The following is a 22,666-nucleotide window of genomic DNA, read 5'->3' as shown; positions in this document are numbered from 1 at the left end:
GATGATTTCGACTCAATAGATAAAGGAGAGCACACACGCAGGTGCAGCATGCGCGGCTGAAAAAGCAGGCTGGTCAGCCGCGTTCTTCGCGCAGCAGATTCAGCGCGGCGAGCACGGGGCGATCCGAATAGCTGAACAGCACACTTTCCGCCGACGCCGACAGTTGCACGGGCGCCCACGACGGCGCGACGAACACGTCGTGCGGTTCGAACGTGAATTCGTCATTGCCGATCTTCACGGCGCCCTTGCCTTCGACGACGCAGTAGACGGTCGCATCGGTGCTGCGGTACGGACGGCCCTTGAAGCCTGCGGGCAGGTATTGCATGAACGTCGCGATGGTTGGCATCGGCCAGCCGCCCGTCGTCGGGTTCACATACCGCAGCTTCACGCCGTCCCACTCGTCGAGTTCGCCGTTCCGATACAGCGCGTCGAGCGCTTCGCGGCTGCGCTCATACGGATAGCTGAAAATCGGCGAGGTGGGATCGGACACGCGATGCCGCACGGGCACCATGTTGTGACCAAAGCGCGCGAAGCTGTCGCCCTCGGGGCGCGCAAGCGGCTGCGTCGCCTCGGGGTAGTTTTCGGCAAACCCGGCGTCCATCTGGGCAACGAGGGGAATATCGAGGCCGTCGAGCCACACGACGGGCTCGCCGCCGTCTTCCACCGACGGGTTCCCGTGGTCGTGCCACGTCCACGACGGCGTGATGATGAAGTCGCCCGGATGCATGATCGTGCGCTCGCCATTCACGGCCGTCCACGCGCCCTTGCCTTCGACGATGAAACGCAGCGCCGACTGCGTATGCCGGTGACTCGGCGCGATCTCGCCAGGCAGGATCAGCTGCAGTCCGGCGTACAGATTCGGTGTCATGCTCGACTTACCGGGCAAGCCTGGGTTCTCGAGTATCAGCACACGACGGACGGCCTCTTCGGCGCTGATCACGGAACCGGCCAGCATCACCAGATCGCGCACCTGCGCATATTTCCAGATGGCGGGCTGGGCTTTCGGTTGCGGCGCTTTGGGTACGAGGTTGTGCAGCGATTCCCACAGCGGCGCCATACGCTGCCGCGCGATCTGCTCGTAGTAGGCTGCGCGTGATGCGCCCGGATTGTTGCTGGTCATTCGCGTCTCCTGTCGTTGTCACGTGTGGGGTACGTCGGCTGATCACGCGTCGCGCTCGTAGACCCTATGCATGATTTATATGCGACACAGTCATATCCCGTAAAATTGCGAAAACATCTAATCCATACGTTTTTGGATATATCCCGGCAGCCGTAGCGGGAATGTGGGCAACAAGTTGCATGTGACCAGAGCAGGCGCTCTGCGCTAACTCCGATCGACATGGAGGATTGGGCGATGGACTGGACTTACCGCCTTCGTCTGAGGCATCTGCAGGTGCTGCTGAGCCTCGCGAGCACAGGCAATTTGAGTCAATCGGCGGCGGTGCTCAACACCACGCAACCGGCGTTATCGAAGTGGCTCAAGGAGCTGGAGGAGGATGTCGGCCTGCCGCTATTCGAGCGACACGCACGCGGCTTGCGGCCTACGTCGTATGGCGAGGCGCTGATCGAACACGCGCGCCGCATCGAAGCCCATCTCGATGTCGCGCGCGACGATATGCAGGCCATGCGTGAAGGCGGCAGCGGTCTCGTGAGCATTGGAACGTCGGGTGTATCAGCGGCCGATACCGTGCCTCTCGCGGTGGCCCGGCTTCTGGAGCGGATGCCCCGCGCGCAGGTGCGGATCGTGGAGAGCACGATGAACCAGCTGATGCCGCAGCTTGCGTGCGGCGAACTGGATATCGTCGTTGGACGATCCGGTCAGCAGTACGACGATCCGCAGTTGCAGACGAAAACGCTCTACACGGAGCCGATCAACTTCGTCGCAGGGCCGCAGCACCCGCTCGCTGGAAATGCAACGCTCACCTGGGACGACGTGCTCGCCTATTCGTGGATCGTCTGGCCGCAAGGCACGCCTGTGCGAACTGCACTGGAGGCGGCGCTGGCGGCGGAAGGACGCACGCAGCCAGGCCATTGCGTCGAATCCAACTCGTCGATTCTCAATCTGACGCTGCTGAACAACACGGAACTGGTGGGCGTCGCGTCGCATCGGGCCGCCCTTCGATTCGAACAATTGAACGCGCTGCGTATTTTGCCCATTCAACTCGAGGGCTTCGGATCCGTCTCTGTCTACTGGCACACCGAAAACGTAAATCGCGTCGCAGTGGCCATGGCATTGGAGAGTCTCCACACATGTGCGGACCCACACATGAAGGAATGGCACACCGCTTAAGGGTTATTCAATCCACCATCGTGTCGTCCTGGGACATCTGGGTCAGGTTGGCTTCGATCTGATGCATGACCTTCCAGAAAACGCGCATATCCCGTTGAGTGATGCCGTCGAGTGATGCAGAGATCATCTCCGTCAACTCAGGCAAAAGCTCATCCACGAGACGTTTGCCTTCACCCTGCAGCGTGACGAAATACTTTCGTCTGTCGTTTGGATCGCGGGTTCTTTGCACGAGGCCACGCTTTTCGAGGTTGTCGAGAGCAGGCACTGCCGTGGTCGACGCAATACCCACGCGCTTGCTCAACTCAAGCTGGTTGATCTCGCCACGTTCCGCCAGCACCCGAAGGTAGTACCAGTACGCAATGGCGATGTTCTCCCGGTCGAGAATCTTCTGGGCCTGGGCGTCGTAGAGCCTGTGCACCGTTCTTGCCATCCACGGAATGGTTCTGCCACGATCATCAAATACCTCTAAGGGTTGCTTCTCCTCGGCAACCACTGGCACGGCAGCGTTTCGGGTCGCTTTGACCGCATTGGTGTTCGATTTGGGCATTCGCTCTTTCCTTGACGTTAGGATCGCCACTCAGGGATGAATCCGTATGGCGAAACAAAAGCAGTTAACAGAAGCGCGGACCAGGGCATTCCCTGGAGTTCTTGACTTTGTTCATCCTTAATCACATCATTCGATATAAATCGATATGAGATGGAATTATCTTTTTGCAGATGATCCGTCGCAAGAAAGATCATACAACACGTGGCCAGACGTGCGGCCGTTTTGCGGCGCTGACCCAGAATGCGCCGCTTGACGGGGTCGTTGCCTTGCGCGACGCAGATAGCGTATTTCAGCTCAGGATCCAGACTCACATGCAACGGTACCTTCTTGTATTCATACTTTGGCTGATGCCGACCGCCCTGCGGATCGCTGCACGCAAGTTTCCCAGCATGCGCGAACACCTCGCGTCAGGAAACTGGGTGATCCAGTTGCGACTGCGGGACAACAGTCTCGCGAGACAACTTCATTTCAGGAACGGCAGCATCTCTGCGCGCTGGGGAGTATTGCCCAAGCCAGACGCTGAACTCATCTTCATGGATGCGCCAACCGCACGCCGGATGCTCGCGCCGACGACCGATCACGCCTTCCTGATCGATGCACTCAAGAACTTCAAGATCACGCAGGGCGGAAGTGATCAGGCGCTGGTGTGGTTCGGTCGGCTGGTCAACATCATGAAGACGGCTTCCTGGCGCCGGGGCATGAAGATGAAGGACGGGACAACCCGCTACGTCACGCTCACCAACGGCGGCCCGGTTTTTGTCTTCGTGAAGGATGGCAAGATCATCCGGACAACCCCAATCGATCTTGCTGACGAAGACGGACCGAGCTGGAGCATCACGGCAAGGGGACGCCGTTTCTCGCCGGCTCGGCGCGCAACGGTCAGCCCGCACGCGCTTTCGCTGAAATCGCTCGTGTACTCCGACAAGCGGATTCTCTACCCGATGAAGCGGGTCGACTTCGACCCGAAAGGCGAACGCAATCCCCAGAACCGCGGCATTTCGAAATACGAGCGCATTAGCTGGGACGAAGCGCTCGACATTGTCGCAGGCGAAATCACGCGCATGAAACAGCAGCATGGCCCGGGTGCGATCGCCATGGCCACAGGGGCACATCATCAGTGGGGGAACATTAACTACTACCTGAGCGCCATGCAGCGCTTCGGCAACCTGATCGGATACACGCGCGTCGAAATGAGCCCGATCAGTTGGGAAGGCTGGTACTGGGGTGCCATGCATCACTATGGCAACAGCCTGCGTCTGGGCACGCCAGGCTTTTACGGCACGACGGAGGACTGCCTCGAACATGCCGAGGTGATCGTATTCTGGTCGAGCGACCCGGAGTCGACCAACGGCGTCTACGCCGGCTTCGAAGGCACGGAGCGTCGCCTGTGGGCGAAGCAGCTTGGCATCGAGTTTGTCCATATCGACCCGTACCTGACGCAATCCGCCCAGCTTCTTGGTGGCAAGTGGCTCCCTGTTCGCCCCGGTACCGATGCGGCTTTCGCGATTGCCATCATGCATGAATGGATGGTGAACGAAACCTATGACAAAGAGTACGTGGCCTCGAGGACAACGGGCTTCGACGAGTGGCGCGCTTATGTGCTTGGGGAGGAAGACGGCTTGCCCAAGACGCCCGAGTGGCAGGAAGCCGAAACCGGTATTCCGGCGAAAGACGTCCGCAGTCTTGCCCAGCTATGGGCATCGAAGAAGACGTATCTCGCGGCAGGCGGCCTGGGCGCGGGCTTCGGTGGCGCATGCCGCACGGAAACCGGTGCCCAGTGGGCACGCAATGTCGTGATGATGATGGCGATGCAGGGTTGGGGAAAGCCGGGTATCAATTTCGGCAACCTGCAAATTGGCGCACCGCAGGATCTGAACTTCTACTTCCCGGGCTATGCCGAGGGCGGAATCTCCGGCGACCTGAACTACACAGCGAGTGCAGCGCACAACTACTGCCGCATGCCACACATCATCACGATCAATCCCGTGAAGCAGTCCGTGCCTCGCCAACGGTTTGCCGAAGCGATCACCCAGGGCACGGCGGATGGCTACCTGTGGGAAGGCTTCTCGACAGAAGGACAATTTGCCCACTACGCGTATCCGCGGCCAGGCTATTCGCCCATCCACATGCTGTATCGCTATGGTTCATCGTCGTTCGGTACGGTCCCGGGATCGAACCGGCTCGTCGATGCGTACCGTCATCCGTCGCTCGAATTCATCGTCAACCAGTCGATCTGGATGGAGAACGAGGCGCAGTTTGCCGACATCATCCTGCCGGCGTGTACAGCGCTCGAACGCGACGACATCTCCGAATGGGCAAATTGCGGCGGCTATATCCAGCACGCCCAGAGCCAGCTCAATCATCGGATGATGATCATGCAGCACAAATGCATCGAGCCGCTTGGCGAATCCAGGTCCGACTACCAGATCTTCCTCGACATCCTCTTGCGGCTTGGATACGGCGGCATGTACTCCGAAGGCGGCGGCTCGGAACTGACGTGGTGTGAGCGGATGTTCAACTCGACGGATCTGCCGAAGCAAACGACCTGGAAGAAGTTCCTCAAGAAGGGTTATCACGTCGTGCCGCCGCCCGCGGACAACGACCGGCAACCGGTCGACATGCGCTGGTTTGCCGAAGGTCGCCCGAAGGATCTGCCGGAGGCCAACCCGCTTCCCGGCGTGTACTCGACAAAGTTTGGAGAGAGCCTTCCCACGCAGTCGGGCAAGTTCGAGTTCGTTCCATCAAGTCTGCGCCGCATCGAGAAAATCGATCCTGCACGGCCGGCGGTCAACCGGTATATGAACGGCGATAGTGCCAGACGGCAACGCTTCCCTCTGCAACTCGTGACCAACCATCCCGTGTATAGCTTCCATTCGCAGGCGGACGGAAAGAACAGCCACATCAGCACCATCAATGAGCACCGGATGAATGTTGGCGGCTATCGATACTGGGTGCTGAGAATGAACCCCCAGGATGCTGCAGCCCGAGCGCTGAAATCCGGCGATCTGGTTCGCGTTCATAACGCGCAGGCATCGGTGATCTGCGCGGTGGACGTTTCCCAGCTTGTCAAAGAAGGTGTCGCGCGCGGCAATGAATCGTGTGCTGAACTCGACCTGATCCAGACTTCGGTCGGTCTGGTCGATCGTGGAGGTTGTCTCAACCTCCTCACTCCCGGTCGAAAAATGAGTCCGACCTCGGACGGGATCATGCCGAACAGCTGCTGGGTGGAGGTAGACAAATGGGACGCAACACTGGAGAAGGCAGCATGACCGGCTGGGCATTGATCATCGACGTTTCGCTCTGCATCAACTGCAGAAACTGTGTCATCGCGACCAAGGATGAATACAGCGGAAACGCTTTTCCAGGCTATTCGGCGCCTCATCCTCCGGAGGGTCTCGAAACGATCCGGATCGAACGTCACGTTCGCGGAGAAGGCACGCTCGTCGACGTGACCTATATCCCGAAGACATGCAACCATTGCGACAACGCGCCGTGCGTCAATGCAGCCAAAGATGGATCCATCTACAAGCGCCCGGACGGTGTCGTTGTGATTGACCCGGTCAAGTCACGCGGCCGGCGCGATCTGGTCAAGTCGTGCCCGTACGACATGATCGAGTGGAACGAACAGGAACAGGTGCCGCAGAACTGGAACTTTGACGCACACCTGCTCGACTCCGGCTGGAACGAACCCCGTTGTGCGCAGGCTTGCCCGACCAGGGCGATTCGCGCGTTGAAGGCAGAAGATGCCGAGTTGCGAGACATGGTCGAGAAGGAGCATCTGTCCGTCATTCACCCCGAGTTCGGAACGAAGCCACGCGTCTTCTACCGCAATCTCGACGATGCGCTCAGCCATCTGGTCGCAGGCAATGTTTGCGAAGACATGGGTGATGGTCGTATGCGCAACCTGGAGGGTGTGGAAGTCGTACTGCTCGACTCCGCCGATGGCAGCGAACGCACGACGCAGACCGACCATTTCGGCGACTTCCGGTTCTCCGGTTTGACTGAGCTGTCCTCGTCCATTGAAGTGCGAGTGCGAAAGGACGGGACTGAAAAAATCATCGCGGCGAGAGAGCGCACAGGAAGCGTCAATCTCGGCACGTTGCTGTATTGATGCCGCACGTCGTGTGGCCTCGCATCGAGCGTGCAATCGCCGCGCGAGGCAGCGCGTTCCGATTCGAAGGTAATCCGTTTCGAAACCCCACAAACCTCGGAGTCACGCATGCAGCTTAAAGATAAGGTCGCGGTTATTACTGGCGGAGACAGTGGAATCGGGTTGGCTTCGGCGCGACTCTTTCTTGAGGAAGGAGCGAACGTTATCCTCATGAGCAACAATGCGGATACGCTTCATGCCGCACGTGGTCAGCTTGGCGCAAAGGTCGTGACGATCGAGGCGGATGTCACGAACGCTAATGCACTCGTCGACGCCTTCACGGAAGCCGGTCGCCAGTTTGGCCATATCGATGTGCTGCTTGCCAGTGCTGGCGTCGTATCCCCCACACCTTTGGACAACACGCCCAGCGACCTCGTTGAATGCATACTCAGGATCAACGTCGCCGGGAGCTTCTACACTGTGCAGGCCGCACTGCCACATCTGCGTTCGGGCTCGTCGGTCATTCTCATCGGCTCTGTCGTCGCGACTATGGGTATCGGCGGATTCGGCATCTATGCTGCAAGCAAAGCGGGAATATCGGGCATGGCACGCGCGCTTGCATCCGAACTGACGCCGAAAGGCATTCGCGTCAATACGCTGGTTCCGGGCCCGACTCGCACGCCGATCTGGAACACCATTGTTCAGACAGAGACGCAGTTGCAGGAGCTCGAAAAGAGCCTGATCCGAAGCATTCCGATCGGCCGCCTCAATGATGCCGAAGAAGTAGCACAGGCCGCCCTCTTTCTCGCTTCGGACTACTCGAGCAGCATGCAGGCCGCGGAAATGGTCATCGATGGCGGTGCGTCGCGAGCGCCCCAAGGTGCGCCTGCGTATCGCCAATGAGCGCCAGTTCGACCATAGTTCCGTCACCTGCGGGAGGGTGAAATACGGATCGGCATCTGCGCGCGTCACATACGACTCACCCGACAGTGTCAAATCCGTCACTGGTGATAGTGCGGCCACTCCGACAAGCCTCGCCTTGCCGGAGAGGGCATCTTCGGAAACGCGTGCGGCAAGCGCGCGCCTGCCGCAGCGCGCGCCATGGCCGCTGCCCGTCCAATACCCGTGCCACCGCCCGTAACGATGATCGTCCTACCTTCAAGAGTCCGGTTCATCGGCTTACGCTCCCTTTGTAATCAATGCGCAAACAGCGGTGCAACGTCGATGTAGATACGGTAATCGTCGATCTGCCTGTCGCGTAGCCGCCAGATGGTCACCCCCGGCACCGTCAGTGTCGATCCATCCTTGCGCGTGTAAGTCACGTCGAGCCGCGATATAACGACGTCGTCGAACGACCAGACATCAAGCAGGTGATGCTTGATGCCGGCGATCAAAGCCATGAACGCCTTTGAAGCCTCGGCAACATTTGCGCGTCCGGTGACCGGGTCGCTATTGGCATAGACAAACGTGCAGTTTTCCGTCAGGTAGCGCGCTAGCTGCTGCTCGTCTTTCGAATCAATGGCTTCATACACTTCAGATACGTATTCGAATGCTGCTGTGGGCGCCTCAGTGAACATGCCAGGTCTCCTCCTCGAAGGCTGATTGAGTACGATGTTGTTGATAGCTCGGAGCACTCCCCGCACGGCGGCTGGTATCTGCATCCAGTACGACGGGGCAACCACTGCCGCCCGCTCAGTGACTCAGTGATCCCACTCCGCCGGGCGTCGGTCTGAAGACGTGCGGCAGAGCAAACTGCTTGACCAGCAAAGCGATACACGAAAGCGCTCCGGCAACGGCGATCGTCGCAAAGACACCTACGAACGTAAAATGCGACCTTACGAGTTCGGCGACGAGAAACGAGCCTGCGATCCCGCCAAAGCGGGCCATGCCGAGCATCCACGCGACACCCGTGCCGCGACCCTCAGTCGGATAAAACGCAGCCGCAAGCGCATTCATTGAGGCTTGCGCAGTGTTCATCAGCACGCCGCACACAACAACGATGGGCACAAGCAGGCCTATGTGTCCCGCTGTCTCTCCAATACAAAAGAGACTGATCGCAGCGAGCGCGTAGCACGCGGCAATCACTAAATTTGCATTGAAGCGATCCATCAGTGCGCCGCACAACACCGCGCCGATACCACCCAGCGGGAACAGTGCGGAAATTACCGTCGCGCCTCTCAGGCTCAGGCCCGCGTCCTTCAGCAGAATCGGCATCCAGTTGATTAATGCGTAGATCACCAGAAGGCCCATGAAGGCCGCGATCCATAGCATCAATGAACCGACGATGTATGCACGCGACAACACAACGCCGAGCCCCTTGTCGCCCGTCCCCGGTGCGCTCTCGGTAAGAGCGAAACCGCGCGCGTGGATCGCTTCATCGGAGATACGCGACAGAATCGCGCGAATGCGCGCGACGGGCTTGCCGTTTGCAACCATAAAGCGCACCGATTCCGGCATCCAGAACAGTAGCAAGACACTGTGAAGTATCGGCGTGACGCCGCCCAGTATCAGAACACTTCGCCAGCCAGCGTGAGGAATCAGCCATGTTGCAAGCAGCCCGCCGCAAGCCGCGCCGAGTGGGAATCCGCAGCACATCAGGCTGGTCACAGTGGCGCGGCGCCGGGTCGGGCAGAACTCGTCCATCATGGTCACCGCGCCAGGCATCGCTGCGCCGAGGCCGATGCCCGTGATGAAGCGCAGCAGAGTCAGTTGACCGATGTTCGTTGAGAACGCGGATGTAACGCAGGCAACTCCGAAGAGAAACACGGCTCCGACCATCAGCGACCGTCGTCCGACACGATCTGACAAAGGGCCGGACACGAGCGCACCGAACGCGAGGCCGAACAGTGCGGCACTCAGGACTGGCGCGAGGTCGGGCTTCGCGAGATGCCACTCAGTCAGTAACGACGGCGCGATGAAACCGATTGCCGCAGTGTCGAAACCATCCAGCATGACAATCACGAAGCACATGAAAAAAATGAGTCGCTGAAAGCGGCCGAATGGGTGCTCGTCGATGAGCTTCTGGGCATCGATGACCGAAGCAGGTTTCATCGTTTGTCTCCTGCCAGTTGCGAAGGGGTGCACTGGCCGCGTCTATCGCGCTGGTTGACGATCAGAACGAACGCACCACGCCCGCGCCGCGCGGACGCCGCGACACGGGCTATTCCGGCCTATCCCTGCGTTTCTTGTTCAAATTGCAAAGCTTTCGAGGGTTGCCGGGTGGAATAGCTCGCGCGGTTGAAGCTGGCGAGCTGACAGTCCCTCTGCAAAATGGCGGGCAAGAAAACGATCAATAGCATGCTCATTGTTCGCAAAACCATACGACCAGAAGTCGGTACCCATCAGTTTACGAGCGGCACGTAACTGGTCCTCGACGAACGGCAGCGTGACTTTGGTGGCCGCCGTATCGCTCAACCGCGTCAACGCAAGCGCTTTAGACTTCTCAAATGCCTTCATCACTGCGCCAGGCAGCCAGGGATGGCGCTCTGCCAGCGTCTTCCTGACTCCCAGCGTGTGCATGATCGGAAACAGCTTCGTACGTGTGTACCAGTCTGCCGCGGCTTTGTGCGGATCGTCGAACAGGTACTTGACCTGGGGATGCCCACGGTCGAAGCATGAAGGCGCTCGCGGTCCAATGACAGCATCGATTTCCCCGTCCGCCAGCAGGCTCGAGATCGTCTTCCCTTCGGGCGCGTTCTCCAGCTTGACGTCCGCAGGCAAGTTCAGTGTGATCTTCTCCACCCTGGTCGGATCTTCGTATCCGCCACGCACCCAGGTCACATCCGAAGGCTTGACGCCGTACTCTTCTTCGAGAAGCAGACGTACCCAGACGTTAGCCGTTAGCTGATATTCCGGCACACCGATGCGCTTGCCTTTCAGATCTTCCGCGCGGTTAATGCCCCTATCCGCGCGCACATAAATCGACGTATGTCGAAAGGCTCGCGACGGAAAGACCGGCACGGCGATGTACGGGGAAGTTCCCGCAGCGGTCTTCACCGAGTAGCTGCTGAGCGAGAGTTCGCAAATGTCGAAGTCGGCGTGCCTGAAGGCGCGAAAAAAGATCTCTTCGGGATCCTGCAACATGAAGACCGGATCCACGCCCTCGATTTGAACCTCGCCGTCGACCAATGGCCTGATCCGGTCGTAGTTGCCTACCGCGACGGACAACTGAAGCTTGCTCATTGTTTCTCCTGTTGTTGCTACAAATGCGACCCCAATCCGCGACCGCCAGATAGTCGATTTATATCGAATGATCTGTCACAGAACGATATCTGTCAAGAAATTGTGGGGACTCTCCAGCCATGTCACGGCGTCGAACCGAACGGGCTGCCTGGTGAGGCCAGGGGATTCCCTAAAACGCTTGACATCGCCCACTCCGAAACACATCATTCGATATACATTTATCGCTATACGCATAATCCTATATCGATCTATTTGACTGCGGCATGAGGCGCACTACGCTAGTGTTGTGCGACCGGTGTTCAGGGAATGCGTGAACACCGTTTTTCGAATCGATCTGCCAGAAACGCTTAAAACAGGACGAACACCATGGGCACCGCAACGACGGAGAATTGGGACCGCGAGGTCGACGTCATCATCATGGGTGCAGGTGCCGCTGGCTTGACGGCGGCGATCGTGTCGAAGAACGAGGGGCTCGAGCCGCTCGTTCTCGAGAAGACCGATCAGGTCGGCGGAACTTCCGCGTGGTCGGTGGGAATGTTGTGGTTCGTCGATAGCGCGCCAATGCAGGCCGCCGGCTTCAAAGATTCATTCGATAAAGCGCGCCAATACTTTGCGAGGACTGTCGGTACGAGTGTCGATCGCTCATTGCAGGAGGCCTACATCCTCAAAGGCCGGGTCGCCCTCGACTATATGTTACGCAACTCGGCGCTAGAGGTGATGGCAGTCGATTACCCGGACTACTACCCCGAGCTGGAGGGCGGCATGTTTGGCCGCGCTCATGCCCCGCTGGAATTCGATGCTCGCAAACTTGGCCAGCACTTCAAGAATTTACGTGCCCCACTACCGGCGTTTGCACCGTTCGGTGGAATGATGCTGGACCTGGTCGACCTGCTTCACTTCCTTTCCTTCACCAGGTCACTTCGCTCGTTCCGCCACGTGATGAAGCGCTTTTTGCGCTATGGCGTGGATCGGTTGAGTTATCACCGTGGCACCCGGCTCGTTGGCGGAAATGCGCTCATCGCTCGCCTGTACAAGACAATTCTGGATCGGCAAATCAATATCTGGCTGCAGTCGTCCGCCACCAGACTGATCATCGATAACGGTACTGTCGTCGGTGCAGAAGTGTTTCGGGACGGACGCACAATTCGAATCCGCGCTCGCCGGGGTGTGGTGATTGCGACCGGAGGGTATCCAGGCAGCCGGGAAATGCGCAAGGAACACTCACGCAAGCCCACCGTCGAGTTGGGACTCGGACTGCCTGGTAACGTTGGCGAGGGTATTCGTCTAGGTCTGTCGGCCGGGGGGCGAATTGACCACAACTCCGAAGACACCGGTTTCTATGTGCCAATGTCCGTGCTTTCGAATGAGAAGGGCGATGAGGTCTTGTGGGGGCACTTCATGCTCGATCGTCCCAAGCCCGGGTTCATTGCAGTGGGCAAGGACGGAAACCGCTTCACGAACGAGGCAGCGTCTTACCACGCATTCACGCTGGGGATGTTCGATGCAGGCGCCATCCCCGCCTATCTCATTGCCGACGCGGCAACCGTAAAGAAGTACGGCATTGGCGTCATTCTTCCCGGTAGCTTGTCGCTGCGGCGCTACGAGAAGGCGGAATACCTCTTCAGTGGCCGGACGCTGGTTGAACTTGCCGGCAAACTCGGCGTCGACCCGAGCAGACTCGAACGCAGCGTCGCGCGCAATAACGAATTCGCAGCCACCGGCGTGGACACCGATTTCGGGAAGGGATCGTCCGCCTACAACATTTACAAGGGCGACCCGACACATTCACCCAATCCCTGCCTGGGACCCATCGAGCGTGGGCCCTTTTACGCTGTCAAGCTGATGCCGGGCGACTTCGGTACAAGCCGTGGTCTCGTGACCGGAAGTAACGGCGAAGTGCTCGATCGCGATAACCGTCCAATCCCTGGACTCTACGCTTGCGGCAACGATATGAACTCGCCGGTGGGCGGACACTACATTGGCGCGGGGATAACACTCGGGCCCGCGTTGACGTTCGGATATCTGACCGCCATGTCCATTGCCGGAAACAGGCAGGCGGAGGTGGACAGCAATGCAAATATCCCTTCGTCCTCCACCTCTAAATCGCGCATTGCCTGATCGTTAAATTGCTTGCTGCGTAACAGAAGACAGCGGTGTCAGCTGCATCGACGAAATGAGGTGACTGCCATGAAGCGACTTGTTTGCGTGACGGGCGTGCTTGCTGCTGCAGGTTTGGCAGCCCTGGTGCTCGTATGGAGTGAGCCGGAACCGTCAAACGAGCAGTCAGACAAGATTACGTGTACCTACTACGGAGAGACTTGCGTGCCTCCGGTGGCTTTTTCCAAAGCATACTTCCGCCTTTTTCCATAAGATCCTCCGACTAGTAGCATGCGAGGCGTGCTGCAGTCGATTGCACCCCCAACCGGGCTCTACACGGCCTTGTCCTGGGACTGAAAGCAAGGCTCGCAGACAACGCTTGCACGCGCATTCGACCGAGGTCGCGTACCTTGGTGCGGCGCATGACCACCTATGGCGACAGCGTCATGAGCAACCCGCTCACCCAGGACGCGACGAAACGGCGTGACAGTCACGGATCTGGATCGCCGAGACTGGCTGCGCGCAATCGGTCGAAATCGAGAATCGCGATTTCCCCGGATTTCAGGCTCAATATGCGTTGACTTTCGAGGTTCCTGAGCAACTGATTAGTGGTTTGTCGCGACAGCGACACCATTGAAGCCAGGCTGTCTTGTGAGACCCTTATCCTGCTCTGCGAGGCGTTGAGACCGCCATAACCTCCAGCGATCATCAGCAAACGGTTCGCCACGCGCTGTGCCGCGGGCAAGAGGGTCATCGCTTCGGCGTTCTCGAACGAAACCCGAAGTCTTTGCGCCATCAACAACGCAAAATCGCGCCAATAGCGGGGCGTGGAGTCGAGCAGGTCTTGCAGCGCGGACTCGGGCACGTGCAGCAGAAGCGTCCTGCTAACGGCGGTGGCGTCGTGCGGACGCGGCAGTCCATCGAACAGCGAGATTTCCCCCACCCATGCAGTCGGTCCGAGCACCGCGAGCAACGCCTCTTTCCCATCCACCCCGACTGTGCCCATTGCGAGTGCGCCGCCCAGCACAGCGTACAAGCCATAAGACTGTTCGCCACGCCGATACAGGAATTGGCCCTTTTCCAGCGTGAGCAGGTTGGCATGGCTGACCAGGTAGTCCCGCAACTCGACGGGCAGGCCCCGGAACCATGGAGTCGTTTCGAGTTGTGTCCGGTAGCGGTGCAGGCTGGATTCCATTGGCGCGTCGACCTGTCGGGTATCTGACAGATTTTAGGCGGGTTCGCGAACATCATGTGGACTCGCATCTGACGACGCAATGACTTTTGGCCCTTGATGCACCTGCTGCGTCGCGGGGGCCGAATGAGCGATTTCGCAGGGCGTTGTCTCAGGTTATTCCATTGCTTGAACCATCGAATAAGGAGTGTCGACGTGGCCTCATCTGTTGTCAGTCTGAAGAACGACGTTTCACCTGCCGAATGGGAAGCGCGAGTCAATCTCGCGGCCGCGTACCGTCTCACGGCGCTGTTTGGGTGGGACGATCTGGTGTTTACCCACATCTCGGCGCGCGTGCCCGGCCCCGAACACCATTTCCTGATCAACCCCTACGGGATGATGTTCGAAGAAATCACCGCGTCTTCGCTGGTCAAGATCGGCCTCGACGGCCGCAAGATTGCCGAATCGCCGCATGACGTCAATCCGGCCGGCTTCACGATCCATAGCGCGGTGCATGCGGCACGCGAAGACGCCCTTTGCGTGATGCACACTCACTCGGTCAACGGCGTTGCCGTGTCGGCGCAGGAGGCGGGATTGCTGCCGCTCTCCCAGCAGTCACTTGGTGTGCTGGCGTCGCTCGGCTACCACGACTACGAGGGCATCGCACTCAATGAAGCCGAAAAGCCTCGTCTCGTACAAGACCTCGGAAGCAACACTTATCTGATGCTGCGCAACCACGGCCTGCTGACGGTCGGCGCTACGGCGGCGGACGCCTTCGTCGCCATGTACTTCTTTGAAGCGGCCTCTTTGATTCAGGTGCGCGCCCTGGCAGGTGGCGGAAAGCTGACTCAGATCGCACAGCCGATTCTCGACGGTATCAGGGAGCAGATCGCGCTGGCGACGCGGGGCGTCACGCCGGGGGCGCTGGTGTGGCCCGGGCTGCTCCGTCGGCTCGACCGCCGTAACCCCGGATATGCTGACTAGCACGGTCCGCTCGCACTATGCCCGACGGCATGTGCTGAGCGAACGGCGTAAGCGTCATGGGCCGCGTTTGCCGATTCAACGCAACGCGGATGTAATGGGTAGATCACGTGAGAACCTGCATGGCAAAAATCTTTATCTACGGCGCTGGCTCCATTGGTTGTTATGTCGGCGGACGGCTTCTTGCCGGGGGTAGCGACGTCAGTTTCATTGGGCGTGCACGCGTGGCCGACCAGTTGCGCAATCAAGGCATCACGCTGTCGCGGCACGACGATAGCCGCTGGCAAGTGCCGCCGGAGCGGATCGACGTATCGACGGAGGCGGCCAGCGCCGCCGCTGCCGATCTCGTGCTCGTCACAGTCAAGTCTGCTGCGACACCCACGGCCGCGGCAGAACTGGCGAACGTGCTTCGCCCCGGCACGATCGTCGTGAGCTTCCAGAACGGGATTGGCAATGCGGACGTGCTGCGCGCCGCGCTGCCACAGCACACGGTACTGGAAGGGATGGTGCCATTCAATGTCGTCGAACGCGGCCCTGGCAGATTTCATCAAGGTTCGGCGGGCGAGCTGGAGATCAGACATACGCCGGCCATGCAGCCGTTCGTCGACGCGTTCAGCCAGGCGGGTCTGCCGCTGATCCAGCACGTCGATATGTTGCCGGTGCAGTGGGCGAAGCTGTTGCTCAACCTCAACAATGCCATCAACGCGCTAGCGAACCGGCCTTTGAAGGAGGAGCTCTCGCAACGCGCCTATCGGATCTGCCTCGCTATGGCGCAGAAAGAAGCGCTCGCGCTTCTGAAACGGGCCGGCATACGACCGGCCAGAGTGACGCCGCTTCCGGCCACCTGGATACCGCGTGTTCTCAGCGTACCCGATGCCTTGTTCGAACGGCTGGGCCGCACGATGCTGACGATCGATCCGCTCGCGCGCTCATCGATGTGCGACGACCTGGCGGCAGGGCGCGCCACGGAAATCGACTGGATAAACGGCGAGGTCGTGCGCCTCGCCCAACGCCTTGGGCAAACGGCGCCGGTAAACGAACGGCTATGCGAACTCGTGCGGGAGGCCGAGCGAGCCGACGTGCGCCCTTCATGGCCAGGCGAAGCACTGCTGGCTGAGATGCGGGCTGCAGCGCATGCCACTTTGGCACTGCACGATAAAATCTGAACGCCGGCGCACGCGCATCCGTTCTTCAACATCCGCCCTCGAAGCGCCCTGAAATCGCCCTTCGCAGCGGGTCGTACCTGGTGAGGTACGAAGAACCGCAACATGGCCGATAAAGCAACGTTCAATCATCCTCGCGAACTGAACGGCCGCTTGCTGGGTGGGTCCGACGTCTGAACGTCCGAGGTCCGCGACGGTCGAATTGTTCACGGACGACTCAATGCAGACACCGCGGAGGACAGGCCGCCCAGAAGCTGCCCGAAAATGATCGTCGCTTAAGCGCGCCTCCAGCGATCCCTGTCGCCAGCCAATCGACAAGCCGGAGTACAGACGATGACAGAACACTTATATCTGGATGACCTGAAGGTCGGCATGCAATTCGACTCGCCGACCTTTACGGTGACGGAGGCTGACATCAAGCGCTTCGCGTCAGAATTCGATCCACAACCGTTTCATCTTGACGATACTGCCGCGAGAGAATCGATTTTCCGTGGTCTTGCCGCAAGCGGTTGGCACACTGCCGCAATTACGATGCGCCTCCTGGCGTCAGGCGGATTGCCGCTCGCGGGAGGCATCATCGGTATGAACGTCGATATTGCATGGGTCAAACCCGTGCGGCCCGGCAATATCCTCCGGGTCGTCAGCACCGTGCAGGATGTTCAGCGGTCGAAGTCCAAACCATCGCAAGGGATCGCGACAGTTGCGTCAGAGACGATGGATGAATCAGGCGAAGTCGTACAGCGTCTCGTGTCGAAACTGCTCGTGGCGGCGCGTAACGCTTGAGCGTGCCACTTCACGGCTAGGTGCTCAATTCCGTTTACACGTACAGGTGCGGGCGAAAGCGGAACTGATCGGAATAGAAGTGGCGCCAGTTCACGCTTCCGGGCGCCGCTTGCGGCGTTCTTGCGCACTCATCGCTCCCGTAGAACAGGATCAGCCTTTCCGACCCAGCGCGGCAGAGACGATCGCGACCTGCACGCCAATCATTCGCCGCATGTCTGCACCATCGCGAGCAATTTCCTTAAACCCCTTGATAGCAAACACGATCGTCTGAGCCAGGTCGCCGGCTGCTATCCCGAGGCCCGATTCGGCGAGTGGTGCACTGATGATTTCCGTCAACAAGTCGCCGAACGCGGAAAATCCATTACAGACGGACGCGAAACCCAGATCAAACATGTCTTTTGCGTCCGGGTGTGCCTGTACCAACTCGAATCCCTCTGCTCCCCACGCCTCACAGGCATAGCGCAGTTTTTTTTCGAACCCGCGATAACGAGGCAGTCGCTGGCGAATCTCGCTCAGCTTGTCAGCCACCATCGCGTCCACGACTGCATGAAAGATCGCGTCCTTGTCGGGAAACGCCAGATACAGCGTCGGACGAGATAGACCCGCCGCTTGCGCGATGTCTGCCATTGTCGTGCGCGCATAGCCATATCGTAGAAATACGCCTATCGCCGCCTGGGCCACCTGGTCACGGCGCGTTGAAGTTCCTTCGCTCATGACAGCGATTATGACACATCGACGGCAAGACACTTTGACGAAAACTGTCAAATGAACTAGACTGCAACTGACAGTTTTACCCAATATGTCAACTCGTAGCGATCATCTTCTCGCTCGGGAGATACACATTTCCGTTGATCGAACAGGTCTACGCGGAACGCCTGAAGGTTTGGGAAAGCTGGGAAAACGTCTCGAAGGCCTCGCAGGGGGCCGCAACTAAAGGGATTCACTATGTCTGATACTTCAAAAATCTGGCTGGTAACCGGCGCTGCGCGCGGCCTTGGGCGTCTGATCAGCGAGGCGGTCCTTGCCTCGGGCGATCGTCTTGTTGCTGGCGCTCGCGATCCCGAACGCCTGGTAGATCTCGTCGAGCGCTATGAAGACCGGGTTCGTGCCGTCGCACTCGATGTCACCGATGAGGTTGCCGCGCAGCGCGCGGTCGACCACGCGCTCAATGCCTTTGGTCGCCTCGACGTGCTGGTTAATAACGCTGGTTATGGCCACACCGCTCCGTTCGAGCAAATGACAACGCAAGATTTCCGCGATCAGGTGGAAACTAACCTGTTCGGTGTGGTCAACCTGACCCGTGCCGTGCTGCCAGTGATGCGCGAACAGCGCGCTGGTCATATTTTCCAGGTGTCATCGGCGGGCGGCCGCACGTCGACCCCAGGGTTGTCCGCCTACCAGGCGGCGAAGTGGGCCGTCGGCGGTTTCAGCGATGTCGTGGCGAAGGAGGTTGCTCACCTGGGCATCCGCGTATGTACGCTGGAACCGGGAGGGATGCGCACCGACTGGGCCAGCGAAGCACGTCGCGGCATTGATGACATGTTGCCCGACTACGAACAGTCGGTCGGCAAGATGCTCAGGCTTCTGGAAGCTTATGGCGGTCACGAAATCAGCGACCCCGCGAAGATCGCGACATTAATCGTCGAACTATCACGTCGCGACGAACTTCCGTTGCGCCTGTTGCTCGGTGGCGATGCGCTGCACGTCTGCAGTCTCGCAGACGCTGAGCGCGCCGAGGAACTGGAGCGGTGGCGCGAAACCACGCTTTCCACGCATTTCCCGGATGCGCAGCTACCGGAAGGGCTCGATGTGCTGAAGAAGCCGAAATGACATAAGGTGGGTCAGAACTGCTCGATTGGCAGGCTCGATGCGCCGCTGCGGATCGTCTCCAGAAGCGCATTCGCTCTGGGCAAGACCTTGTCGGCGTAGAAGCGCGCGGTGGCGAGCTTGGTGCGATGGAAGTCCACGTCTTCATTCGCAGCGCTTTTTCCTGACGCAACAAGCGCTGCGCGCCCCATCTGCCACCCGCCGCACACGTAGCCGGTGAGCATCAGATAGTCGACGGAACTGGCAAGCGCTGCATCGGGCTGAGTCGCCAATGCGTGCAGCATCCAGGCGGTGGCATCGTCGAGCGCCTCTACACCGGCCGCGAGCGCCGTGCCAACGGACGCCACTTGCGTATCCGTGCTGCGCGCCAACTCCAGCGCGGCCTGACGCATCTCCGCAACCAGTTCAGCCATCCCCGCGCCCTGATCTGACGCGAGCTTGCGGCTTACGAGGTCGGCAGCCTGGATGCCCGTCGTGCCCTCATAGATCGGCGCGATTCGCGCATCGCGCAGGAACTGGCATGCGCCCGTCTCTTCGATGTAGCCCATCCCGCCGTGCACCTGCACACCCATCGATGCAATCTCGACGCCCAACTCCGTACACCACGCCTTCAACACGGGGATCAGAAGATCGACACGCGCCTGGCGACGTGCGCGCTCACCGGCGTCGGGGTCGCGGTGCGCGTGGTCCATGTCCGCGGCCATCACGTACGCGAAAGCACGCATCGCTTCGATCTCGGACTTCATCGTCATCAACATGCGCCGTACGTCCGGGTGATGGATGATGGCAACAGCGCCACCCGATTTGCTGGCCGCGAGCCGCCCCTGGACGCGTTCCTTCGCGTATTCGCGGGCCTGCTGATAAGCGCGTTCCGCCATCGCGAGCCCCTGGATACCTACCTTCTGGCGCGCCTCGTTCATCATCGTGAACATATGCGCGAGACCTTTGTTCTCCTGCCCCACCAGATAACCGATCGCCCCACCCTGATCACCGAAGCTCATCACGCAGGTCGGACTCGCGTGAATACCGAGCTTGTGTTCGAGGGACACACAGTGAACGTCATTGCGTTGCCCGGAAGAACCATCGGCATTCAGCAGGAACTTGGGCACGACAAAGAGCGATATGCCGCGCACGCCCTCGGGCGCGTCCGGCGTGCGTGCGAGGACGAGATGAATGACGTTGTCCGTCATATCGTGATCGCCCCACGTGATAAAAATCTTCTGGCCGTAGAGGCGATAGTGGTCGCCAACGGGCACCGCTTTCGTGCGCACGGCGGCGAGATCCGAGCCCGCTTGCGGCTCGGTCAGGTTCATGGTGCCCGTCCACTCGCCGCTGACGAGATTGGGTAAATAGCGTCCCTTGAGTTCTTCCGAGCCGTGCTGCCTCAGCGCCTCCGTGGCGCCCGCCGTCAGCAGAGGACACAGTGCGAACGCCATGTTGGACGAATTCCACATCTCGACGGTCGGCGCATGCAGCAACTCGGGCAGCCCCTGGCCACCGAAATCCGGGTCGCCGGAGAGGCCGCTCCAGCCGCTTTCGACGAACTGCCGGTAGGCTGTCGCGAAACCGTCCGCTGCAACGACGCCGTCCTTCGTCAGGCGCGCGCCCTGCCCGTCGCCGGGCTTGTTGAGCGGTGCCAGCACTTCAGTCGCGAGCTTCGCCGCCTCGTCGAGCACAGCCTCGGCGAGTTCGGGCGTCACCTCCTCGAAGCCCGGCAGCGAAGACAACTCGCCGAGACCGGCCAGTTCCGTCATCACGAAGCGCATGTCGCGCAGCGGTGCAATATAGGTGCTCATCTTGGTCTCCGGCATCAGTTTTGTTGCAGTTTGTCCAGTGCACCGGACAGCTCTGGCAATACCTTGAAGAGATCGCCGACGATCCAGTAATCGGCGACCTGAAAGATCGGCGCCTCCTCGTCCTTGTTGATCGCGACGATCACCTTTGAGTCCTTCATGCCGGCCAGATGCTGGATCGCGCCGGAGATGCCGACCGCGATATAGAGTTGCGGCGCGATGACCTTGCCGGTCTGGCCCACCTGATAGTCGTTTGGCACGAAGCCGGCATCCACGGCAGCGCGCGACGCGCCGACCGCTGCGCCCAGTTTGTTGGCGATGTCCTCCAGCAATGCGAAGTTTTCGCCGGAGCCCATGCCCCGGCCGCCCGAGATCACCCGCTGCGCCGATGTCAGCTCAGGACGCCCGGAGCGGGTCAGTTGCTGGCTCACGAAGCGTGAGCCCGGGACCTCGACGGCCGGCGCGAGCGATTCGATCGCCGCCGCGCCGCCTTCGGCGGGCGCCGCCGCAAAGGCTGTCGTGCGTACTGTGATGACCTTGATGCGGTCCGCGCTTCGCACTGTCGCCAGCACGTTGCCCGCGTAGATGGGGCGCACGAACGTATCGGCGGACTCGACGGCAACGATGTCGGAGATCTGCGCGACGTCGAGCAGCGCGGCCACGCGCGGCATCGCGTTCTTCGCGGTCGTAGTGGCGGGCGCCAGCACGTGGCTGTAGCCGGCCGCGACCGTCGCGATCAGCGCGGCCAGGTTCTCGGCCAGCGGATGCGCATAGTGCGGCGCATCGGCGACCCGCACGCGGCTCACGCCGGCGATGCGTGCGACCTGTTCGGCCACAGTCACGCATTGCGATCCGGCGACGAGAACATGAATGTCGTCGCCAAGACGCGCAGCGGCGGTGACGGTGTTCAACGTCGCAGCCTTCAGCGTCTGATTGTCGTGTTCTGCAATAACGAGTATGGACATGTTTCCCTCTTCCGATCAGATGACGTGTGCGACGTTCTTCAGCCTCGCCACGAGATCTGCGGCATCGGCCACGCGTATGCCCGCCTCGCGTTTCGGCGGCTCCGCGAGCTTCAGCGTCGACAGCCGTGGTGCGATGTCGACGCCGAGGGCATCGGGTGTCACCACGTCGAGCGGCTTCTTCTTCGCCTTCATGATGTTGGGCAGCGTCGCATAGCGCGGTGTGTTGAGCCGGAGATCGGTGGTCACGACGGCCGGCAGATCGACCTCGATCGTCTCAAGTCCGCCGTCGATCTCGCGCGTCACGGTCGCCTTGCCTGCTTCGACGCTCACCTTCGATGCGAAGGTCGCCTGCGGCCAGCCGAGCAGCGCAGCGAGCATCTGGCCGACCTGGTTCGCGTCGTCGTCGATGGCCTGCTTGCCGAGCATCACGAGTTGCGGCTGCTCCTTGTCCACCAGCGCTTTGAGCAGCTTCGCCACGGCGAGCGGCTGCAACCCGGCGTCGGTCTCGACGAGGATGCCGCGGTCAGCGCCTGTCGCCATCGCCGTGCGCAACGTTTCCTGGCAGCTCTGCACCCCGCAGGACACGACGACCACCTCTGACGCCGCGCCGGCTTCCTTCAAACGCACAGCCTCTTCCACGCTGATTTCGTCGAAGGGGTTCATCGACAGCTTCACATTCGCGATGTCGACGGCGCTGCCGTCGGCTTTCACGCGGACTCTCACATTCGCGTCGACGACGCGTTTGACAGGAACCAGTACTTTCATTGCCTGCTCCGT

Annotated in this window: 20 protein-coding genes; 9 read left to right on the top strand and 11 right to left on the bottom strand. The window is 60.1% G+C overall.

Annotation, left to right across the window (positions count from 1 at the left end; genetic code table 11):
* Positions 1–73 precede the first annotated feature (73 nt).
* Positions 74–1,120, bottom strand: a complete 1,047-nt coding sequence (gene gtdA, locus P3T16_RS07240) for a gentisate 1,2-dioxygenase (protein ID WP_429341696.1) — start codon at positions 1,118–1,120, stop codon at positions 74–76.
* 234 nt (positions 1,121–1,354) lie between these two features.
* Here gtdA and P3T16_RS07235 point away from each other — a divergent pair, with 234 nt between their 5' ends.
* Positions 1,355–2,290 carry a LysR family transcriptional regulator gene (locus tag P3T16_RS07235; protein WP_429341695.1) on the top strand — a complete coding sequence of 312 codons (936 nt, stop codon included), beginning with the start codon at positions 1,355–1,357 and terminating at the stop codon, positions 2,288–2,290.
* A gap of 7 nt (positions 2,291–2,297) precedes the next feature.
* Here the strand turns inward: P3T16_RS07235 and P3T16_RS07230 are convergent, their stop codons facing one another.
* Complete coding sequence (locus tag P3T16_RS07230; protein WP_429259694.1) at positions 2,298–2,837, bottom strand: MarR family winged helix-turn-helix transcriptional regulator; 540 nt, start codon at positions 2,835–2,837, stop codon at positions 2,298–2,300.
* 311 nt (positions 2,838–3,148) lie between these two features.
* Between P3T16_RS07230 and P3T16_RS07225 the strand changes: the two genes are divergently transcribed.
* From P3T16_RS07225 to P3T16_RS07215, 3 genes are read left to right on the top strand one after another with little or no spacing between them, the layout of a single operon-like run.
* Complete coding sequence (locus P3T16_RS07225) at positions 3,149–6,106, top strand: molybdopterin-dependent oxidoreductase (RefSeq protein ID WP_429341694.1); 2,958 nt, start codon at positions 3,149–3,151, stop codon at positions 6,104–6,106.
* Complete coding sequence (locus tag P3T16_RS07220; protein WP_429341693.1) at positions 6,076–6,948, top strand: 4Fe-4S dicluster domain-containing protein; 873 nt, start codon at positions 6,076–6,078, stop codon at positions 6,946–6,948. The genes P3T16_RS07225 and P3T16_RS07220 overlap by 31 nt, the downstream gene beginning before the upstream one ends.
* 30 nt (positions 6,949–6,978) lie before the next feature.
* On the top strand, positions 6,979–7,830 hold the full coding sequence (locus tag P3T16_RS07215; RefSeq protein ID WP_429341692.1) for an SDR family NAD(P)-dependent oxidoreductase: 852 nt from the start codon (positions 6,979–6,981) through the stop codon (positions 7,828–7,830).
* A 98-nt stretch (positions 7,831–7,928) separates the two neighbouring features.
* Here P3T16_RS07215 and P3T16_RS07210 read toward each other — a convergent pair whose 3' ends face one another.
* From P3T16_RS07210 to P3T16_RS07195, 4 genes are all read right to left on the bottom strand, one after another.
* Positions 7,929–8,102 (bottom strand): hypothetical protein, encoded by a 174-nt coding sequence (locus P3T16_RS07210; RefSeq protein ID WP_429341691.1) that lies wholly within the window; start codon positions 8,100–8,102, stop codon positions 7,929–7,931.
* Positions 8,103–8,123: 21 nt separating this feature from the next.
* Positions 8,124–8,504 (bottom strand): nuclear transport factor 2 family protein, encoded by a 381-nt coding sequence (locus P3T16_RS07205; protein ID WP_429259699.1) that lies wholly within the window; start codon positions 8,502–8,504, stop codon positions 8,124–8,126.
* 115 nt (positions 8,505–8,619) lie between these two features.
* On the bottom strand, positions 8,620–9,978 hold the full coding sequence (locus P3T16_RS07200; protein ID WP_429341690.1) for an MFS transporter: 1,359 nt from the start codon (positions 9,976–9,978) through the stop codon (positions 8,620–8,622).
* A 138-nt stretch (positions 9,979–10,116) separates the two neighbouring features.
* Complete coding sequence (locus tag P3T16_RS07195) at positions 10,117–11,109, bottom strand: ABC transporter substrate-binding protein (protein ID WP_429341689.1); 993 nt, start codon at positions 11,107–11,109, stop codon at positions 10,117–10,119.
* A gap of 366 nt (positions 11,110–11,475) precedes the next feature.
* Here P3T16_RS07195 and P3T16_RS07190 point away from each other — a divergent pair, with 366 nt between their 5' ends.
* Entirely contained in the window at positions 11,476–13,227 is a 1,752-nt protein-coding gene (locus tag P3T16_RS07190) for an FAD-dependent oxidoreductase (protein WP_429341688.1), read from the top strand.
* Between the two features lie 469 nt (positions 13,228–13,696).
* Here P3T16_RS07190 and P3T16_RS07185 read toward each other — a convergent pair whose 3' ends face one another.
* Positions 13,697–14,401, bottom strand: coding sequence for a Crp/Fnr family transcriptional regulator (locus tag P3T16_RS07185; RefSeq protein ID WP_429259703.1), 705 nt, complete (start codon positions 14,399–14,401; stop codon positions 13,697–13,699).
* A 192-nt stretch (positions 14,402–14,593) separates the two neighbouring features.
* Here P3T16_RS07185 and P3T16_RS07180 point away from each other — a divergent pair, with 192 nt between their 5' ends.
* The 3 genes from P3T16_RS07180 to P3T16_RS07170 all read left to right on the top strand — a co-directional run bounded on the left by P3T16_RS07180 (position 14,594) and on the right by P3T16_RS07170 (position 17,304).
* The gene (locus tag P3T16_RS07180; protein WP_429341735.1) at positions 14,594–15,361 is read left to right on the top strand and encodes a class II aldolase/adducin family protein; all 768 of its coding nucleotides are present in this window, start codon (positions 14,594–14,596) and stop codon (positions 15,359–15,361) included.
* Between the two features lie 119 nt (positions 15,362–15,480).
* Entirely contained in the window at positions 15,481–16,524 is a 1,044-nt protein-coding gene (locus P3T16_RS07175; RefSeq protein WP_429259705.1) for a 2-dehydropantoate 2-reductase, read from the top strand.
* A gap of 330 nt (positions 16,525–16,854) precedes the next feature.
* Positions 16,855–17,304 carry a MaoC family dehydratase gene (locus P3T16_RS07170; protein WP_429341687.1) on the top strand — a complete coding sequence of 150 codons (450 nt, stop codon included), beginning with the start codon at positions 16,855–16,857 and terminating at the stop codon, positions 17,302–17,304.
* A 150-nt stretch (positions 17,305–17,454) separates the two neighbouring features.
* On the opposite strand, the gene P3T16_RS07165 is transcribed toward P3T16_RS07170, so the two are convergent.
* A complete protein-coding gene (locus tag P3T16_RS07165; protein ID WP_429341686.1) occupies positions 17,455–18,018 on the bottom strand; it encodes a TetR/AcrR family transcriptional regulator in 564 nt (187 codons plus the stop codon).
* A 231-nt stretch (positions 18,019–18,249) separates the two neighbouring features.
* Here P3T16_RS07165 and P3T16_RS07160 point away from each other — a divergent pair, with 231 nt between their 5' ends.
* Positions 18,250–19,134 (top strand): SDR family NAD(P)-dependent oxidoreductase, encoded by an 885-nt coding sequence (locus P3T16_RS07160; RefSeq protein ID WP_429341685.1) that lies wholly within the window; start codon positions 18,250–18,252, stop codon positions 19,132–19,134.
* Between the two features lie 11 nt (positions 19,135–19,145).
* Here the strand turns inward: P3T16_RS07160 and P3T16_RS07155 are convergent, their stop codons facing one another.
* The 3 genes from P3T16_RS07155 to P3T16_RS07145 are packed head-to-tail and all read right to left on the bottom strand — an operon-like array spanning position 19,146 to position 22,654.
* The gene (locus P3T16_RS07155; RefSeq protein ID WP_429341684.1) at positions 19,146–20,927 is read right to left on the bottom strand and encodes an acyl-CoA dehydrogenase C-terminal domain-containing protein; all 1,782 of its coding nucleotides are present in this window, start codon (positions 20,925–20,927) and stop codon (positions 19,146–19,148) included.
* Positions 20,928–20,941: 14 nt separating this feature from the next.
* Positions 20,942–21,889, bottom strand: a complete 948-nt coding sequence (locus tag P3T16_RS07150; RefSeq protein ID WP_429341683.1) for an electron transfer flavoprotein subunit alpha/FixB family protein — start codon at positions 21,887–21,889, stop codon at positions 20,942–20,944.
* A 15-nt stretch (positions 21,890–21,904) separates the two neighbouring features.
* Positions 21,905–22,654 carry an electron transfer flavoprotein subunit beta/FixA family protein gene (locus tag P3T16_RS07145; RefSeq protein ID WP_429341682.1) on the bottom strand — a complete coding sequence of 250 codons (750 nt, stop codon included), beginning with the start codon at positions 22,652–22,654 and terminating at the stop codon, positions 21,905–21,907.
* Between the last annotated feature and the right edge of the window lie 12 nt (positions 22,655–22,666).

It is taken from the genome of Paraburkholderia sp. GAS42 (assembly GCF_050436565.1).
Taxonomy (GTDB): Bacteria; Pseudomonadota; Gammaproteobacteria; order Burkholderiales; family Burkholderiaceae; genus Paraburkholderia.
The sequence above is the reverse complement of the archived record's forward strand: the minus strand, read 5'-3'. Positions and strand labels throughout refer to the sequence as shown.

What these genes read in the sequence shown, in the direction of transcription:
- P3T16_RS07155 (WP_429341684.1), bottom strand. Translation starts at nt 20,927, where the DNA reads ATGAGCACCTATATTGCACCGCTGCGCGACATGCGCTTCGTGATGACG.
- P3T16_RS07145 (WP_429341682.1), bottom strand. Translation starts at nt 22,654, where the DNA reads ATGAAAGTACTGGTTCCTGTCAAACGCGTCGTCGACGCGAATGTGAGA.
- P3T16_RS07230 (WP_429259694.1), bottom strand. Translation starts at nt 2,837, where the DNA reads ATGCCCAAATCGAACACCAATGCGGTCAAAGCGACCCGAAACGCTGCC.
- P3T16_RS07210 (WP_429341691.1), bottom strand. Translation starts at nt 8,102, where the DNA reads ATGAACCGGACTCTTGAAGGTAGGACGATCATCGTTACGGGCGGTGGC.
- P3T16_RS07150 (WP_429341683.1), bottom strand. Translation starts at nt 21,889, where the DNA reads ATGTCCATACTCGTTATTGCAGAACACGACAATCAGACGCTGAAGGCT.
- P3T16_RS07170 (WP_429341687.1), top strand. Translation starts at nt 16,855, where the DNA reads ATGACAGAACACTTATATCTGGATGACCTGAAGGTCGGCATGCAATTC.
- P3T16_RS07165 (WP_429341686.1), bottom strand. Translation starts at nt 18,018, where the DNA reads ATGAGCGAAGGAACTTCAACGCGCCGTGACCAGGTGGCCCAGGCGGCG.
- gtdA (WP_429341696.1), bottom strand. Translation starts at nt 1,120, where the DNA reads ATGACCAGCAACAATCCGGGCGCATCACGCGCAGCCTACTACGAGCAG.
- P3T16_RS07205 (WP_429259699.1), bottom strand. Translation starts at nt 8,504, where the DNA reads ATGTTCACTGAGGCGCCCACAGCAGCATTCGAATACGTATCTGAAGTG.
- P3T16_RS07190 (WP_429341688.1), top strand. Translation starts at nt 11,476, where the DNA reads ATGGGCACCGCAACGACGGAGAATTGGGACCGCGAGGTCGACGTCATC.
- P3T16_RS07235 (WP_429341695.1), top strand. Translation starts at nt 1,355, where the DNA reads ATGGACTGGACTTACCGCCTTCGTCTGAGGCATCTGCAGGTGCTGCTG.
- P3T16_RS07185 (WP_429259703.1), bottom strand. Translation starts at nt 14,401, where the DNA reads ATGGAATCCAGCCTGCACCGCTACCGGACACAACTCGAAACGACTCCA.
- P3T16_RS07175 (WP_429259705.1), top strand. Translation starts at nt 15,481, where the DNA reads ATGGCAAAAATCTTTATCTACGGCGCTGGCTCCATTGGTTGTTATGTC.
- P3T16_RS07195 (WP_429341689.1), bottom strand. Translation starts at nt 11,109, where the DNA reads ATGAGCAAGCTTCAGTTGTCCGTCGCGGTAGGCAACTACGACCGGATC.
- P3T16_RS07225 (WP_429341694.1), top strand. Translation starts at nt 3,149, where the DNA reads ATGCAACGGTACCTTCTTGTATTCATACTTTGGCTGATGCCGACCGCC.
- P3T16_RS07200 (WP_429341690.1), bottom strand. Translation starts at nt 9,978, where the DNA reads ATGAAACCTGCTTCGGTCATCGATGCCCAGAAGCTCATCGACGAGCAC.
- P3T16_RS07220 (WP_429341693.1), top strand. Translation starts at nt 6,076, where the DNA reads ATGGGACGCAACACTGGAGAAGGCAGCATGACCGGCTGGGCATTGATC.
- P3T16_RS07160 (WP_429341685.1), top strand. Translation starts at nt 18,250, where the DNA reads ATGTCTGATACTTCAAAAATCTGGCTGGTAACCGGCGCTGCGCGCGGC.